The sequence below is a fragment of the Hymenobacter cellulosilyticus genome, from assembly GCF_022919215.1.
Lineage (GTDB): Bacteria > Bacteroidota > Bacteroidia > Cytophagales > Hymenobacteraceae > Hymenobacter > Hymenobacter cellulosilyticus.
Genome location: NZ_CP095046.1, coordinates 2,888,101 through 2,901,717 on the forward strand (window position 1 = coordinate 2,888,101; position 13,617 = coordinate 2,901,717).

Below are 13,617 nucleotides of genomic sequence, written 5' to 3' on the forward strand. Positions count from 1 at the left end.
GGGTTAGTTTAGCCCACCGGCCGCCCAGCGCAGGGTAGCCTGGGTCTGGGCGTACTTGGCCTGCAGTTCTGCCAGCTTCACCCGGGCCGATACCAGGGAGGCTTCCCGGGTGTTGAGCAGAAACACCGAGCTTTCACCGTTTTCAAAGCGAATTTGCTCGCCCTGCCGCAAGCGTTCGGCATTCTGTACCACCTGCTGCTGCAAAGCCAGCTGCGCGCGCAGGCCTTCCCACTCATTGACTACGGCCCGCACACCCACCTGCACCTGGCGGGTATCCTGCTGGAGCTGTAGTTCCGTGTCGGTCAGTTTCAGGCGGTTGAGCTGCAGCTTGGCTCGTTCCTGGCGCAGCAGCAGCGGGTAGGCAAAGCTGACGCCCAGCTTGTAGTTGTTTTGCAGGTAAGAACTGCTCAGCGTGCCCCCGGCTTCGGGCCGAAACGGTTTGCCAGCCTGCAGCAGGTTGTAGTCTACACTGAGCTTGGGCAGTAGCTTGTTGTTGAGCAGGCGGCGCTCCACGCCTAGTTGAGCCAGCTTGGCCCGGCTTTTCTGCAGATCAGGGTGAATCTGCTGGGCCAGCTCCGCCACTGCGGCCAGTGAATCTGCGGGCAGGGCGCGCCAAGCGGTGGGGCCCGGCAGTAACTGCGGGCGCACGTTCAAAGGTAATTCCCGGGGCTGCTGCTGTTCGTCCCAGAGGTAGGCACTCAGCTGTAGCGTGGCGTTCTGCCACTGCACCTGAGCCTGAGCCAGGGCCGCCTGCCGGTTCTGAAGCTCCGTAAGGGCCTCTACCGAGTCGATGGCGGCCAGGTCGCCCAGGCGCACCCGCTCCCGCACGGCCTGAAAGCGCACCTGGGCCAGTTCCGTGTTTTGGCGGAGCAGTTCCAGGCGCTGGTAGCTCAGGGTCCATTCCCAGTAGTCTTTGGAGGCCTGCAGCTGCAGCTTGTTCAGGGCCGAGCGCCGCTCGGCTTCGGCCAGCCCCTGCAGGGCCTGGGCCTGGCGCACGGCCGCCCGCCGCTCGTCGATGAGCAAGCCCTGGGCCAGGGGCACCGACACGCCCAGGTAGCTAAGGCCGGCCGGGCTGGTCGAATTCTCGGGGTTGACGTACTGTCCCACGCCCCGCTCGAAGCCGGCCTTAATATCGGCCCCAAACCAAAGCGGAACGCGCAACTGGGTGTCCCAGTCGTGGAAATACTCCTTCCCCCCAAGCTGCTTGCCGTAGTACTTGCTGGTGGCCGTGGGGTCAAACTGGCCCCGGGCCAGGCGAATCTCCTGCTGGGCCCGCTCGGGCAGCAGGGAGGCCTGTCGGGCCACAGGGTGGCGTAGCGTTACGTAAGTCAGCAGATCGGCCAGCCCGAAGACCCGGCTGGTATCGGCCCACTGTGCCGGTTGGGGCTCCCCTAAAGGTCGGGCGCTACCGGTGCATGGGCGCAAGGCCAAGGCCAGCCCGAGCAGGCAGACCCAGGCCAGCCGGAAAAGAACTAGGTACTTCATTTGGCCTCTTCTTCGTCACTGCCGGCGGCGCTGGCCTTCTTGTCCTGCTTGCCGGCTTTGCTCACGTCTTGCTTGCCCACGTAGTTAGGGGGGAAGCCATTGATCTGGCGCCATAATTCATACCAGATGGGCACATCGTCGAGCAGGGCCCAGCCGTATACCCCGCTGCCCACCCGCAAGGGCTCGGGCCAGGGCTCCAAGGCTGGGTCGGGCGTCACCAGAATGCGGTATTGTCCCTGCGAGTCGATGTTGTCGATGACGGCCACTACGCCGCCAAACGTGCCGAAGCTCGTGCCCGGCCAGCCGCTAAAGACCAGCGCCGGCCACCCGTCGAACTGCAGGCGTACTTTGCGGCCCACGGAAAGCAGGGGCATGTCCATGGGCTTGACGTAGAGCTCGGCGGCCAGCTGGGGGGCATTGGGCATCACGGTTACCACCGGCTCGCCTTCCTTCACTATTTCACCCAGGCCTTGCTTCAGGGCCCGCACCACGTAGCCGTCCTGGGGGGCCGTAATCTGGTAGTAGCCGGCCCGGATGCTGAGGTTGGCCAGCTCATTGCGCATCTTGGCAATCTGGCCTTCCGTGTCGAACTGGTAGGCCAGCACGGAGCGCCGGTCCGACTCGGACTTGGCTAGCTTATCCTGGTACTCGGCCTGCAGCGAAGACAACTCCAGCTGGGCATTGGTCAGGGCCTGGCGACTGGCGTCCAGCTTATTACTGGCCGATTGTAGCTTGGCCGTGGCTTCCTGAAACTTCAGGCGCCGCTGCTCCAGCTCGGTCAGTGACTTGAGCCCCTGCTTGTACAGCTCCTCCTGGCGCTCAAGCTGGCGCTGGGCAATGGTGTAGTCATTGCGCACGGCCACGAGGTCGGCCTGGTCGGAGCTTACCTTGAGGCGGCTCTGCTCTACGTAGTTGCGGGCCTTGCTCAGGCTCACCTGCAGGCCGGCGCGCAAGGCTTGCTGCTGGCTGCCCAGGGCCTCAGCCTTTGCGCGGTTTTCGTCGAGCGCGCCTCTCTTCGCTTCAAGCTGCTCGCTGGTGCGCTGCACCAGCTGGGGGTCGAAGTACTTCTCTTTTACTTCGGCAATGTCCACGAGCGTATCGCCCTGGCGTACGCGCTGACCCTCGCTCACGCGCCAGCGCGCAATGCGGCCGGCAATGGTACTAGGCACCGTTTGGGGCCGGTCCTGGGGGCGAAGAGTGGTCAGCGTACCGGTCGAGCGGATGTTCTGGGTCCAGGGCAGAAAGCCGGCCACGAGCACCAGGAGCGCCAGTCCCGCCGTCCAGCGCGCCAGCGTGCGGCCCGCCTTGGGAGTCTGCACCCGCGCAAACGAGCGAAAATGCCCCGTCAGCGGGTTGGATTCGGCTAAGGGATGTTCAGCGAAAGACATCGGAAAGGAATAGGCAGTTACAAGGAAAAAGGGAGAAAGGGGCAGGGGCAGCAGGCTAAGCCAGCAGCTCCTGCATCTCAGGCTGGGCCGTGACGACGCTAAAGGCTCCGTCGGCCACTAGGCGCCCTTCCCGCAGCACGGCCAGGCGCGGGCACAAACTCAGCACGCGCAGGTCGTTAGAAGCCAACACCAGCGTCCAGGGAAGTTCCGGAGCCAGCAGGCGCTGCAGAATCCGCAGGCGCTCGGCTGGCTCTACATTGGGCAGAAAACCATCCAGCAGCAGCAGACGCGGCCGCCGTACCAGGGCGCGGGCCAGCAGCAACTTCTGCCGGGTGCTGTCGGCCAGGGGAGTACCAATGCCCAGGGGCGTGTGCAAACCAAGCGGGCGGGCATAGAGGTCGTCGCGCAGACCTACCAGCTCCAGGGCCCAGGTCACGTCGTCGGCCCCGATGCTGGCCTGGCCCAGGGTCAGGTTGTCGAGCACGGTGCCGTCGAAGAGGTGCTGGTGGGAAATATTGTCGCCCACGTGTTCCCCCAGCGAAGATGGCGCCAGGTCCTGCAGGGCCAATCCGTCGTAAGCCACCACACCGGTATAGCCCGTGAGCAGGCCGGCCAGGATGCGCAGCAGGGTGGTTTTGCCCGACCCGCCGTAGCCGGCCAGGCCCAGGTGCTCACCGGCGGCAATGGTCAGGCTGAGCTCGTGCAGGGGGTGGCGGCCGGTAACGGGGTAGGAGTAGCTGAGCTGGCGCAGTTCGGCCCGCAGCCCGGTCTGCCGGGCTGGCAGGGGCAGGTTGGTGGTGCCGCCGTCGCCCACGGTAGGCAGGTCGAGCACGTGCCCAATCTTGTCGAGCGAGGTCAGCGCATCGTACACCACGTCCAGCTTCAGCAGTACCTTTTCCACTGCGTTGATGGTCAGAATGATAATAATCTCGGCGGCCACAAACTGCCCGATGTTGATCTGGCGGCTAATCAGCAGCCAGCAGCCAATAATGAGCAGCATGGCCGTAATCAGGGTCTTGAAGATTACGAAGCCCCAGTACTGGGTAACCAGGACCCGGAAGTGACTCTGGCGGGCTGTCAGGTAGCCTTCTACCAGCCCATCGGTCCGGTCCAGAGCCAGCTGCTGCCGGGGCGGGTGGCGGAAGGTCTGCACGGTTCGGGCTACGTCTTCGAGCCAGGCCACGACCTTATACTTATACTTGGATTCGAGCAAGCTGGTGCTCAACCCTTTGGGGCCCGTTACCCGAATCATCAGGGCCAGCAGAACCACCAGCAGCAGGCCGAAGGCAATGAAGATGGGGTGGTACAAGGACAGCAGCAGCAAGCCGAAGATAATCTGCAGGGCGGCGGCCGAAAACTCAATCAGAATGGTGGCCAGCCCTTTCTGCAGCGTGGGCGTGTCGAGCAGGCGGTTCATGAGTTCAGGCAGGTACTGTCCGTTCAGGGCTTCGGCCTGTACCCGGGGCAGGCGCAGGGCAAAGTCGAGACTGATGCGGGCAAACAGCCGCTGCTGCATAAACTCGACCAGGTACACCTGCATTACCTGCAGGCCACCTACCAGCAGCGTACCGAGCACGATAAAGGCGATGAGCACGACCAGCGAGGTGCTGATGGCTCCGCTGCTGACAAAGCCAATAACGGACTGCACTCCCAGCGGCAGCGAGAGGTTGATCAGCCCGGCCAGGGCAGCATACACATAGAGGTAGGTAATGTCGCGCCGCTCGGAAGTGAGCAGCCGCCACAAACGCTGGCCAGGGGTGAGCGAAGAAGCAGAAGAATCAGCCATGATAAACGGGTATGAAAGAAAAGGAGCCGGCGGGACTATGGTCCGCAGCCGACCCGGCGGCCTTACGCCAGTGCGGCAAAGGCCAAATGCTCGAGAAAGGCGTGAATGGAATTTTCGGGCGCCCCAGCGGCGCCGGCGTCGGCAAGTGAGGGCAGGTGCTGGGCGAAAAACTGCTGCTTGCGGGCCGATTCCAGCAGCGTGCTGACCAAGGCGTGGGGGAAGGGGTAGGCGGGGTTGATTTCCTGCACCACCTCCACGATACCCGCGGCCAGGCGCTTGTACTCCCGGAATAGCCCGGCCCGGTTGTCGTCGTCCACATCCTTGGTCAAGTAGGCTTTGGAGGCCTCGCTGACCACAATCCGGTAGAGGGCAGCCTCATCGAGCTGGGCCGTGGACGGGTCGTCGTGGTGGGCTCGGGTCAGAATGCTCAGAATCAGGCGCAACCGCTCCCGGGCACTGGCTACGTTGTGGGTATGAAACCGAATCTGGTAGCTAAGCCAGGCCCAGTGCCACGATACCAGGTACACCAGCAGGCGGTGCTTGTTCTCGAAATACCGGTACAGGGAGGCCTCCGTCGATTCAATACGCTGGGCCAGTTTCTTGAAGGTAAAGTGCTCAAAGCCAATTTCATCAATCAGACGGATGCTCTCGGCTATCAAGCGGCGGCCCAGGTCCGTGTCCTGCGGGTTACGGAGGTAAAGCTTTTCGTTGAGGTCAATACGGAGGACGGCGTGCATAGCAGTTCTTGTTTCGCTAAAAGGAATACTATCACAAATAAACGAACTACTTTCCATCGGACAGAGGCTGGTTGGAGTGCTTATACTCCCTTCCCGGGTCTGGGAAAAAAGCCTGCTTTCCGCTCGTCCGGTACAGGTGCTCAGTTTTAATGACGTAGACCTGCTCCTCGGCCAGGCGCTGCAGCAGCGCCAATACATCGGCAAAGTGAAGGCCGGGCTCCGGCGACGCCAGCACCGGGGCCCGAACCGCAACAGACACAAAACGACAGCGCCAGTAAGGGGAAAGGCCGGTTAACTCCCCGCCGGCGTGCGCACTTGCCACTGGGCTAGTAATAAGCCTGAAGTGCAGGTGGGGGCCGGCCAGGGCCGCCAACTGCTGCGTGAGCTGCCGGGCTGGCCGTTCATCCCGGCGCACTAGTACATCTACGCCCACGAGGGCTTGGTCCAGCAAGGACGACTCTTGGGCACTATGCTCCTCAGTCAAGTTCCGCCCGCGGCGGACCAGGGAAGCGGGGCATACATATAGGAGTGAACAGAAGTCATGACCGGTCAGCGTGAAAACCTTAACGCTGCAAAATTAGACAAACCTTCTGGATGGTAGTATTACTATTGCATTAAAAAGTAATTAAATCGTAGGTAGTCGTTTTACTAATATTTCAAGGCATTTTCCGGGCTGAATCAGTCAGCAGGGCCGATTTTTAGAACAGTAGGCTCTAATCTTTCAAATCAATGCTGGGCGCTGGTGCTAGGTGGGTTTTGCCCGGGCAAGGCTATTCCTGCCAAAGCCGCAGGACTATCACGTCCTGAAAAAGATAGGCGTTTGAGGTGTGCGGGGGTAGGCAGCAGCTTCTACTGGAAAACCAGTAATTTTCGTGTCCAGAGCGGGTTTTGCTGGGTATTTGTAGCTGCTTGCTGGGTTTATGGAGTAAGTTGCAGCCTCTCTCCGGGCAATACGGGACTCTATGCTGCTTTCTACTCTTTTGCTTGCGGGCAGCCACTTGGTGTGTAGCCCGGCCTCTCTGCCCGCCAGCGACACGACGCGTCTGGTACGGGGCTTTATGAACCAGTCCTTTGCCTGGGGCACACTGGTGCTGCGGGATGGCCGCCGGCTGCAAGCCTATTTGCCGGCCACGGCTTCCGGGGTAGATACCATGGTGCCGTACTACATGCAGCCGCCCGATGCCCAGCCCAAGACTAAGCCAAAGCTGCTGGCAATTACCAAAGTGAAGTGCATGCGGGTGCAAGGCCAGTATTCCGAGCTATTGCCCCGGCAAACAAGGGTGAACTGCCCCGGCTGGCGGCCCGGCGCCAGGTGGGAGCCGTGGACCTGTTTCTGGTGCAAGCAAACATGCCCGCGCTGGTTACCACGTACCTGGGCTCGGCTCCGGTGCTGAGCTCCCCGGCAACCAGCGCACCCGGCACGAGCGTGGTGTCGTGGTACCTGCGGCGCGGCACCGGGGTGCCATTGCTCATAACGCCCGAGAATTTTGCCGTTCAGGTTGCCGCTTTCCTGGCCGATGATAAAGAGCTGGCGGCCAAGGTAGCTGCCGGGGCACCGGGCCACCGCTTTGCCGAGCTCGAAGACCTTATTCAGCGCTACAACCACCGCGCCCGGCGCTAAAGCAGCTGGTACTCGGCCGCCAGGCGGATGAGCATGGCCGTGTTGTGCACCCCGAACTTGGTGAGCAGGTTCCGGCGGTGCGTTTCAATGGTCAGAGCACTAACAAAGAGCTTCTCGGCCATTTCCTGGCTGGTCAGCCCGCCCGCAATCAGGGCCAGCACTTCCCGCTCGCGGCGGGTGAGCAGGGGCCGTGCCACCGGGGTGGGCTCCGGCTGCAGCAGCAGCTCCTGAATTTCGTCGCTGAAGTACTTTTTGCCGGCGTGCACCCGGGTAATAGCTTCGGCCAGCACTTCGGGCGAGGCATTTTTTAGCACGTAGCCCGCGGCCCCTTCCTGCATCATGCGCGTCACGTAGCTTTTCTCTTGCAGCGTGGTAAGCGCCAGTACTTTCAGGCCCGGCTGAGCCTGGGTGAGCTGCCGGCAAACGTCCACCCCGCTTTGGTCGGGCAGGTTAATGTCGAGAAGCACCACGTCGGGGTGGTGCTGGGCCACAATGGCATAGGCCTCGGCCGCACAGGTAGCCGTACCCACCACCGAAATAAAGTCGAGCGGCTGCAGCAGCATTTGCAGGCCGGCCAGCAGCATACGGTGGTCATCAACGAGTACTACCCGGATTGGCGTCATGAGTTGGAGGGAGTAAGAGGATGAGAAGCAACTGGCGCTGGAACGGCAGCCGGCAGCCGCAGTTCCAGGCTGACGGAGGTGCCCTGGCCCGGCTGCGACTGTATCTGCAGGTTGCCGCCCAGGTATTGGGCCCGGGCCTGCACGCTGCGCAAACCTACGCCCGGCTTGCTGGTACTGGCGTCAAAACCCTGGCCGTCGTCTTCCACAACCAGATGCAGCTCGTCGTCGTGGCGCATGAGCTGCACCAGAATCTGTCCGGCACGGGCGTAGCGCAACGAGTTGGTCAGCAGTTCCTGCACGATGCGGTAAAGCTCTATTTCGGTGGCTGGTGCCAGGCGGGGCGTCAGGCCGTGAGTGGTGAGCTGTACCGGTACTGCGCCCGCCTGCTGCACGGCCTGGCACAGGTCGTGCAGGGCCGGGGCCAGGCCAAAGGTAAGCAGCGCCTCGGGCATGAGGTTGCGCGCTACCCGGCGCAACTCGGCAATGGAACTGTCCAGGTGGTCAATGGACTGGTCGAACAGCGGGGCCGATTCGGCCGGCAGCCCGCCCCGGGTGCGGATAGAGCTCAGGTAAAGCTTTACGGCCGAGAGCATGCCGCCCAGCCCGTCGTGCAAGTCGCGGGCCACGCGGCGGCGCTCTTCGTCCTGGCCCTGCAGCATGGCCCGGGTGGTTAGCAGAGTTTGTTCCTGCGCCCGGACCCGGCGGGCCAGGCGCTGGCGGTAGCGCAGCAGCAGCAGCCCCAGAATGCCGCCCACGGTTAGCACGCCCAGCAGCACTAGGTAGATGGTATTGAGCTGGCGCTGCTGGGTTAGGGCTACTTGCTGCGCGTGTTGCAGCTGGCGGCCGGCCTGTAGCTGCTGGGCCTGCTGGCGGGTCCGGTAGCGGGTTTCCAGCTGGTTGATCTGCTCCCGCACCGCTGTGCCGGCAAGCGTGTCGCGCAGGCGCTGGCTGCGCTGCAGGTAGCCTAGCGCCGCCTGCCACTGGCCCGCCGCTTCTTCAACGCGCGTCAGCACATCCAGGTTTTCGAGCATCTGTTGGGGGTCGGCCAGCTGCTCGCTCAGCACCAGGCTGCGCTGTAGCCGGGAGCGGGCCTGGGCTAGGTCACCGGCCTGCGCATCCAGCTGGCCCAGCCCCAACAATACCTTAGCCTGGTAGCTCAAAGCGCCTTTGCTGGCCAGGTAGGGCATGGCTTGGTCGAAGGCCTGCCGGGCCGCAGGCAGCTGCTTGCCGGCCAGATAGTATTGGGCCAGCGTACCGTAATACTCCCCGGTATACAAACTGCCGGGCCGGGCTAACGGCCGGGCCGCCTGCAGCGCCAGGCCGGCGCTGTCGGTTCGGCCTTTGGCTAAGTGCCAGCTGGCCAGCTGCAGATACACAGGCAGCAGCTCGGCGGCAGCGGGAGGGCCTGCTCCCAGTGCTACAGCTTGCCGCCAATAGCGCACGGCCTGGGCGGGCTGCCCCAGCACCTGGAAGCTGTTGCCCAAGTTGCAGTACACCGTAAGCAAGGTGCGGGAGTCGCCGAGCTGGAGGAGCAAATCGGCGGCCTGCAGGTAGTAGCGGGTGGAAGCTTCGTACTGGCCCAGGTGGTCGGCCACGTTGCCACGGTTATTGGCAATGGAAGCCCGCAGGCGGCGCAGGCGTGGGGCGGCCGGGGCGCGCCGCTGCAGCGCATCGGCTACTGCCTGGGCCTGCGCTCCGTAATAGGCCGCAGCCGCGTTGTCGTGGCGAATGATGGCCAGGGTGCAGAGCTGCAGCCAGCTGAAAGCCGCGCCGTACTGATATCCAACTCGGCGGCTGAGTGCCAGCGCCTGGTGGGCATACTGGCTGGCCTGAGCCGTATCGGTGGCAACCAGAGCGGCCGACAGGCGCAGCGTCGTCTTGACCCGGTCCGTGTCGGAGGAGGCGGTGCGCAGGGCCTGCCGCAGGCTGTCGGAGGGTAGGGGAGCGGCACTGGCAGGCAGGCTCAGCAGCCCCAGCAGCAGTACCTGAGCCAGGCTGCGGCAGGTTTGTCGGGGCGCGCAAAGAAGGGAAAGCAGCAAAGCCATGCGGCGGCAAACTTGGGAGCTATTAGGCGAAAAACCTGGGCTTGGGATGAAATTACTGGTTTTCCAGTAGAGCAAAATCCTGCTTTCCGGCGATTTCAGGAGTGGGCTGGGCCCCAGACCTTTGTGTCAGTCCTCCTTCCTTCTCCTTTCCCGATTTGTCCTATGAAAAACCTGCACTCCTTCTCCGTTTCTCATTTTTGCCGGCGCGGTGCCCGGCTGCTGAGCCTGGCATTTCTGCTGAGCCTGACCAACCAGGCGCAGGCGCAGAACGGGCCGCGCCTGGGGCTGAAAGCCGGTTTGAACCTGGCTACTTACACCGGTGGAAGCACCCTGGCCCGCCAGGCCGGCTGGCAGCCGGGTATAGCAGCCGGCGCCTTGCTGACCTACCCCCTGTCGAATAAAAGCGGGCTGCAAATGGAGGCGCTTTACTCCCAGAAAGGCATGCGGCAGTCCCGCTACAACCATCTGTACCGTGACCCCGCGTTTTATTCCGCCGATAATATCTACCGGGTCTCCCTGGCTTACCTCGATATGCCGGTGCTCTATACCTACGGACCGGGCAGCAGCGGGAGCGGCTTTTTCGTCGCGGCCGGCCCGCAGCTGAGCCTGGCGTTGAGCAAGCGTGAGTTTGTGCGGCCCCGGGGCGAGGCAGTGGGTGGGCCGCACGAGGAAATGATTAGTGCTGACCGCCGCCTTGCTCCCGTAGCGGCGGGCTACGTGGCCGGCCTGGGCTACCAGCTCACCAATGGCCTGGGTGCGGAAGTGCGCTACACGGGCGACTTCACCCGCGTATTCAGCCCAAGCTCCAAAGCCGGCAGCGTGTACAACGGCGTACTGCAGTTGCAGCTACGCTTCCTGCTCGGCGCAAAAAACTGCCCGGGCACCCCGGCTGAGCCCCGGCCCCGCCCGGTAAGCCCCGCCCCGCAGCCGTATCCGGCCACCCGCTCGACCGCCTACCTCGACTCGCTTTCCCGCGACCCGAAAGTGCGCCGGGTGGTGGAAGTTCTTTCTATCCTGTCCTGGCTTGATTTCCACGTTGGGTCGCGGCCGGTGTACCGGTCGGGCCCGGGCGTGCCGCCACCCACGCGCCGGCAGCCCGCCCCCCGGACTCGGGCGGAGCACCCGGTTGCGTATTAGCACCGGGGCGCTGCAAGCCAGCTGCCCTGAATAAACCGAAACAAAGGTTTCGACCAGCCGGAATTTGATGTGACCTTTGCAGCTCATGTTCCAAGAGCCGTACGGGATGAACGCAACGCAGCAAGAAGAGAAAGAATACCTGGAAGAAATCAAGGAGAAGCTGACGCTGGCCGTGCGGCGAATTGATGACGCCGTTAAGCAGTTTTCCACGGAGCTCCGGCAGAAAAAGCAGTATATCCACGAAAACCAGTCGGGGATGGACGAGGCCGATATGGTGGCCGCCGACCAGTCCATCAACCGCATGGCCTTTACGGGCGAAGCCGCCGTGGCTCGGAAGCGCAAGCTGCTCAAGCTAAGTCAGTCCCCGTATTTTGGTCGCATCGATTTCGCTACTGCCAAGACTGCCGCCGCCCCGGTCTACATCGGCGTGCACGCCTTTCTGGACGAGACGCAGCGCAAGAATCTGATCTACGACTGGCGGGCGCCCATTGCCTCCATGTTCTACGACTTCGAGCTGGGAGAAGCTTTCTACACCACTCCGTCGGGCCGGATTCAGGGCCAGATCGAGCGCAAGCGGCAGTACAAAATCCGGGACGGCCGCCTGGAGTTTATGATCGAAAACGACGTGAACATTCACGACGACGTGCTGCAGCGGGAACTGGCCAAGTCCTCTGACGACAAGATGAAAAACATTGTCGCCACCATTCAGCGGGACCAGAATGCGGTAATCCGCAACGAAACGGCGTCGGTGATGGTCATTCAGGGCGTGGCCGGCTCGGGCAAAACCTCAATTGCCCTGCACCGCATTGCCTTCCTGCTCTACCGCTTCCGCGACACCATTGCGGCCAAGGACATTCTCATTATCTCGCCCAACAAGGTCTTTGCTGACTATATCTCCAACGTCTTGCCCGAGCTGGGAGAGGAGCACATTCCGGAGATGGGCATGGAAGAGCTGGCCGCCGACCTGCTCGAAAACCGCTACCCGTTCCAGACGTTTTTCGAGCAGGTTACGGCCTTGCTAGAGCACCATGATGCGGCCTTTATTGAGCGGATTCGGTTTAAATCCTCGTTCGAGTTTCTGAGCAAGCTGAATCAGTACCTGCTTTATATCGAGAACAACTATTTCGCCGTCACCGAGCTGCGGGTTGGCCGAACGTTGGTACCGGGTGCCTTTATCCAGCAAAAATTCAAGGCCTACCACCGGGTGCCAATGCTGAAGCGGTTTGCGCTGGTGGCCCAGGACGTGCGAAACTTCGTGCGCGACGCGGTTAACCGTAAGCTGACGGGGCAGGAGAAGGGCACCATCGGCGAAGCCATTCCCCGCATGTTCAAGTTTCACAACGTGCTGGACCTCTACCGGGACTTCTACCGCTGGATGGGTCGGCCCGAGCTCTGCCGCATCGACCACGGGCAGCGCCTGGAGTACGCAGACGTCTTTGCCCTGCTGTATCTGCGCCTGCGTCTGGAGGGCCTGCCCGGCTACGACCAGGTAAAGCACCTGCTCGTGGACGAAATGCAGGATTATACCCCCGTGCAGTATGCCGTCTTGTCGCGCCTGTTTCAGTGCCGAAAAACCATTCTGGGCGACGTCAGCCAGACGGTGAATCCGTACAGCGCCTCTTCGGCCGAAACCATTGAGCGCGTTTTTCCGCAGGCTGATGTGGTTAAGCTTTTCCGCAGCTACCGTTCCACCATCGAGATTACCAGCTTTGCCCAGCGCATCACGCCCAACCCCGACATCATCCCGCTGGAACGGCATGGGCCCGAACCCGCGGTGGTACGCTGCGGTAGCCCCGCCGAGGAGCTGGAAACCATCCGGCAGCTGATGACGGCCTTTCACCGCTCCGGCAATCATTCGCTGGGCATTATCTGCAAAACCCTCCGGCAGGCCGAACGGGCGTACGAGGCGCTGCAGGGGCCCGGTGTGCACCTGCTCACGGCCGAGTCGTCGTCCTTCCAGGAAGGCGTCATCATCACCTCGGCTCACTTGGCCAAAGGGCTTGAATTTGATGAAGTGCTGGTACCTTTTGCCTCGGCCCGCTTCTACAAAACCGAAGTCGACAAGAGCATGTTGTACGTGGCCTGCACCCGGGCTATGCACCAGCTCACGCTGACGTATTCTGGGGAGCTTACCAGCTTTTTGTCGGCTTAAACAGCAGTTGCCCCGCATGTCTTGCAGTGCTTCAAAAGGGGAGAAGGACAAGCTTGCTACCAGGTAGTACAACTCAAGGACCTTGCTCCGCAGGGAATAACACGGCCTTACTTACGCTCCGAGAACTTCCCGGAGCGTAAGTAAGGCCGCTGCTTTGGGTGCACTTGGTACCGATTAGAGGTTAACGAAAGTTTATTTATCAGCCCCGGCGGCAGAAACCGGCTGGCTGCTTGCAAGGGCCGCCAGTAGTTTCGGCTCTTCTATTAGTGCATCATTATTCGATAAAGATTATTGCCTGCTGTTTGAGTTAGAAGGGTTGAGTTTATATGTAAATAATTGTTAGTCAACAACAAGTATCTGATTGGCTAGGTGGTGCAGTCTGTTCCGCTTGGAAACGGGCATTTAGCGCAGGCCGGTGGAATGTACCAAAATGGGTTTGGCCAAGACCATCCGAGACGGGGCAAATTGGCGGCGGGCTGGGTTAATAAATTGCTTGCTAGCCGTGGAGTAATCTTCATGAAGATTTACTTCATATCGACTTCATGTCGATGCAAGTGCTTTGTGTCATTCAATACCCGACACCCGCTCTGCAGCCTTGGCTTCTCTTCTCGATTTTCTTTGCCCAGCCTGGGTCCATCGGCCC

10 protein-coding genes are annotated in these 13,617 nt (G+C 61.9%); 3 read left to right on the plus strand and 7 right to left on the minus strand.

Features of this window, described 5'->3' with window-relative positions:
* Nucleotides 1-3 precede the first annotated feature (3 nt).
* The 5 genes from MUN79_RS14185 to MUN79_RS14205 all read right to left on the minus strand — a co-directional run bounded on the left by MUN79_RS14185 (nt 4) and on the right by MUN79_RS14205 (nt 5,880).
* Nucleotides 4-1,485: a TolC family protein gene (locus tag MUN79_RS14185; protein WP_244678244.1), complete on the minus strand. Its 1,482-nt coding sequence runs from the start codon at nt 1,483-1,485 to the stop codon at nt 4-6.
* Nucleotides 1,482-2,873, minus strand: a complete 1,392-nt coding sequence (locus MUN79_RS14190) for an HlyD family secretion protein (protein ID WP_244678245.1) — start codon at nt 2,871-2,873, stop codon at nt 1,482-1,484. Before MUN79_RS14190 ends, MUN79_RS14185 begins: the two co-directional genes overlap by 4 nt.
* A gap of 55 nt (nt 2,874-2,928) precedes the next feature.
* The gene (locus MUN79_RS14195; protein WP_244678246.1) at nt 2,929-4,659 is read right to left on the minus strand and encodes a peptidase domain-containing ABC transporter; all 1,731 of its coding nucleotides are present in this window, start codon (nt 4,657-4,659) and stop codon (nt 2,929-2,931) included.
* A gap of 62 nt (nt 4,660-4,721) precedes the next feature.
* Entirely contained in the window at nt 4,722-5,396 is a 675-nt protein-coding gene (locus MUN79_RS14200) for a TetR/AcrR family transcriptional regulator (RefSeq protein WP_244678247.1), read from the minus strand.
* Nucleotides 5,397-5,442: 46 nt separating this feature from the next.
* Entirely contained in the window at nt 5,443-5,880 is a 438-nt protein-coding gene (locus MUN79_RS14205) for a hypothetical protein (RefSeq protein ID WP_244678248.1), read from the minus strand.
* Between the two features lie 744 nt (nt 5,881-6,624).
* On the opposite strand from MUN79_RS14205, the gene MUN79_RS14210 reads away from it, so the two are divergent.
* Nucleotides 6,625-7,017 (plus strand): hypothetical protein, encoded by a 393-nt coding sequence (locus MUN79_RS14210; RefSeq protein ID WP_244678249.1) that lies wholly within the window; start codon nt 6,625-6,627, stop codon nt 7,015-7,017.
* Here MUN79_RS14210 and MUN79_RS14215 read toward each other — a convergent pair.
* Together MUN79_RS14215 and MUN79_RS14220 are read right to left on the minus strand one after the other, a co-directional pair.
* Entirely contained in the window at nt 7,014-7,640 is a 627-nt protein-coding gene (locus MUN79_RS14215; RefSeq protein WP_244678250.1) for a response regulator, read from the minus strand. The genes MUN79_RS14210 and MUN79_RS14215 overlap by 4 nt on opposite strands.
* Nucleotides 7,637-9,685 (minus strand): tetratricopeptide repeat-containing sensor histidine kinase, encoded by a 2,049-nt coding sequence (locus MUN79_RS14220; protein ID WP_244678251.1) that lies wholly within the window; start codon nt 9,683-9,685, stop codon nt 7,637-7,639. Before MUN79_RS14220 ends, MUN79_RS14215 begins: the two co-directional genes overlap by 4 nt.
* A 162-nt stretch (nt 9,686-9,847) precedes the next feature.
* On the opposite strand from MUN79_RS14220, the gene MUN79_RS14225 reads away from it, so the two are divergent.
* Both MUN79_RS14225 and MUN79_RS14230 read left to right on the plus strand, forming a co-directional pair.
* Nucleotides 9,848-10,822, plus strand: coding sequence for a porin family protein (locus MUN79_RS14225; RefSeq protein WP_244678252.1), 975 nt, complete (start codon nt 9,848-9,850; stop codon nt 10,820-10,822).
* An 85-nt stretch (nt 10,823-10,907) separates the two neighbouring features.
* Nucleotides 10,908-12,974, plus strand: coding sequence for a HelD family protein (locus tag MUN79_RS14230; protein ID WP_244678253.1), 2,067 nt, complete (start codon nt 10,908-10,910; stop codon nt 12,972-12,974).
* Nucleotides 12,975-13,617: the final 643 nt, after the last annotated feature.

Bases quoted from the DNA above. Each gene is read 5' to 3' on its own strand.
- MUN79_RS14185 (WP_244678244.1), bottom strand. From the start codon at position 1,485: ATGAAGTACCTAGTTCTTTTCCGGCTGGCCTGGGTCTGCCTGCTCGGG.
- MUN79_RS14190 (WP_244678245.1), bottom strand. From the start codon at position 2,873: ATGTCTTTCGCTGAACATCCCTTAGCCGAATCCAACCCGCTGACGGGG.
- MUN79_RS14195 (WP_244678246.1), bottom strand. From the start codon at position 4,659: ATGGCTGATTCTTCTGCTTCTTCGCTCACCCCTGGCCAGCGTTTGTGG.
- MUN79_RS14200 (WP_244678247.1), bottom strand. From the start codon at position 5,396: ATGCACGCCGTCCTCCGTATTGACCTCAACGAAAAGCTTTACCTCCGT.
- MUN79_RS14215 (WP_244678250.1), bottom strand. From the start codon at position 7,640: ATGACGCCAATCCGGGTAGTACTCGTTGATGACCACCGTATGCTGCTG.
- MUN79_RS14220 (WP_244678251.1), bottom strand. From the start codon at position 9,685: ATGGCTTTGCTGCTTTCCCTTCTTTGCGCGCCCCGACAAACCTGCCGC.
- MUN79_RS14225 (WP_244678252.1), top strand. From the start codon at position 9,848: ATGAAAAACCTGCACTCCTTCTCCGTTTCTCATTTTTGCCGGCGCGGT.
- MUN79_RS14230 (WP_244678253.1), top strand. From the start codon at position 10,908: ATGTTCCAAGAGCCGTACGGGATGAACGCAACGCAGCAAGAAGAGAAA.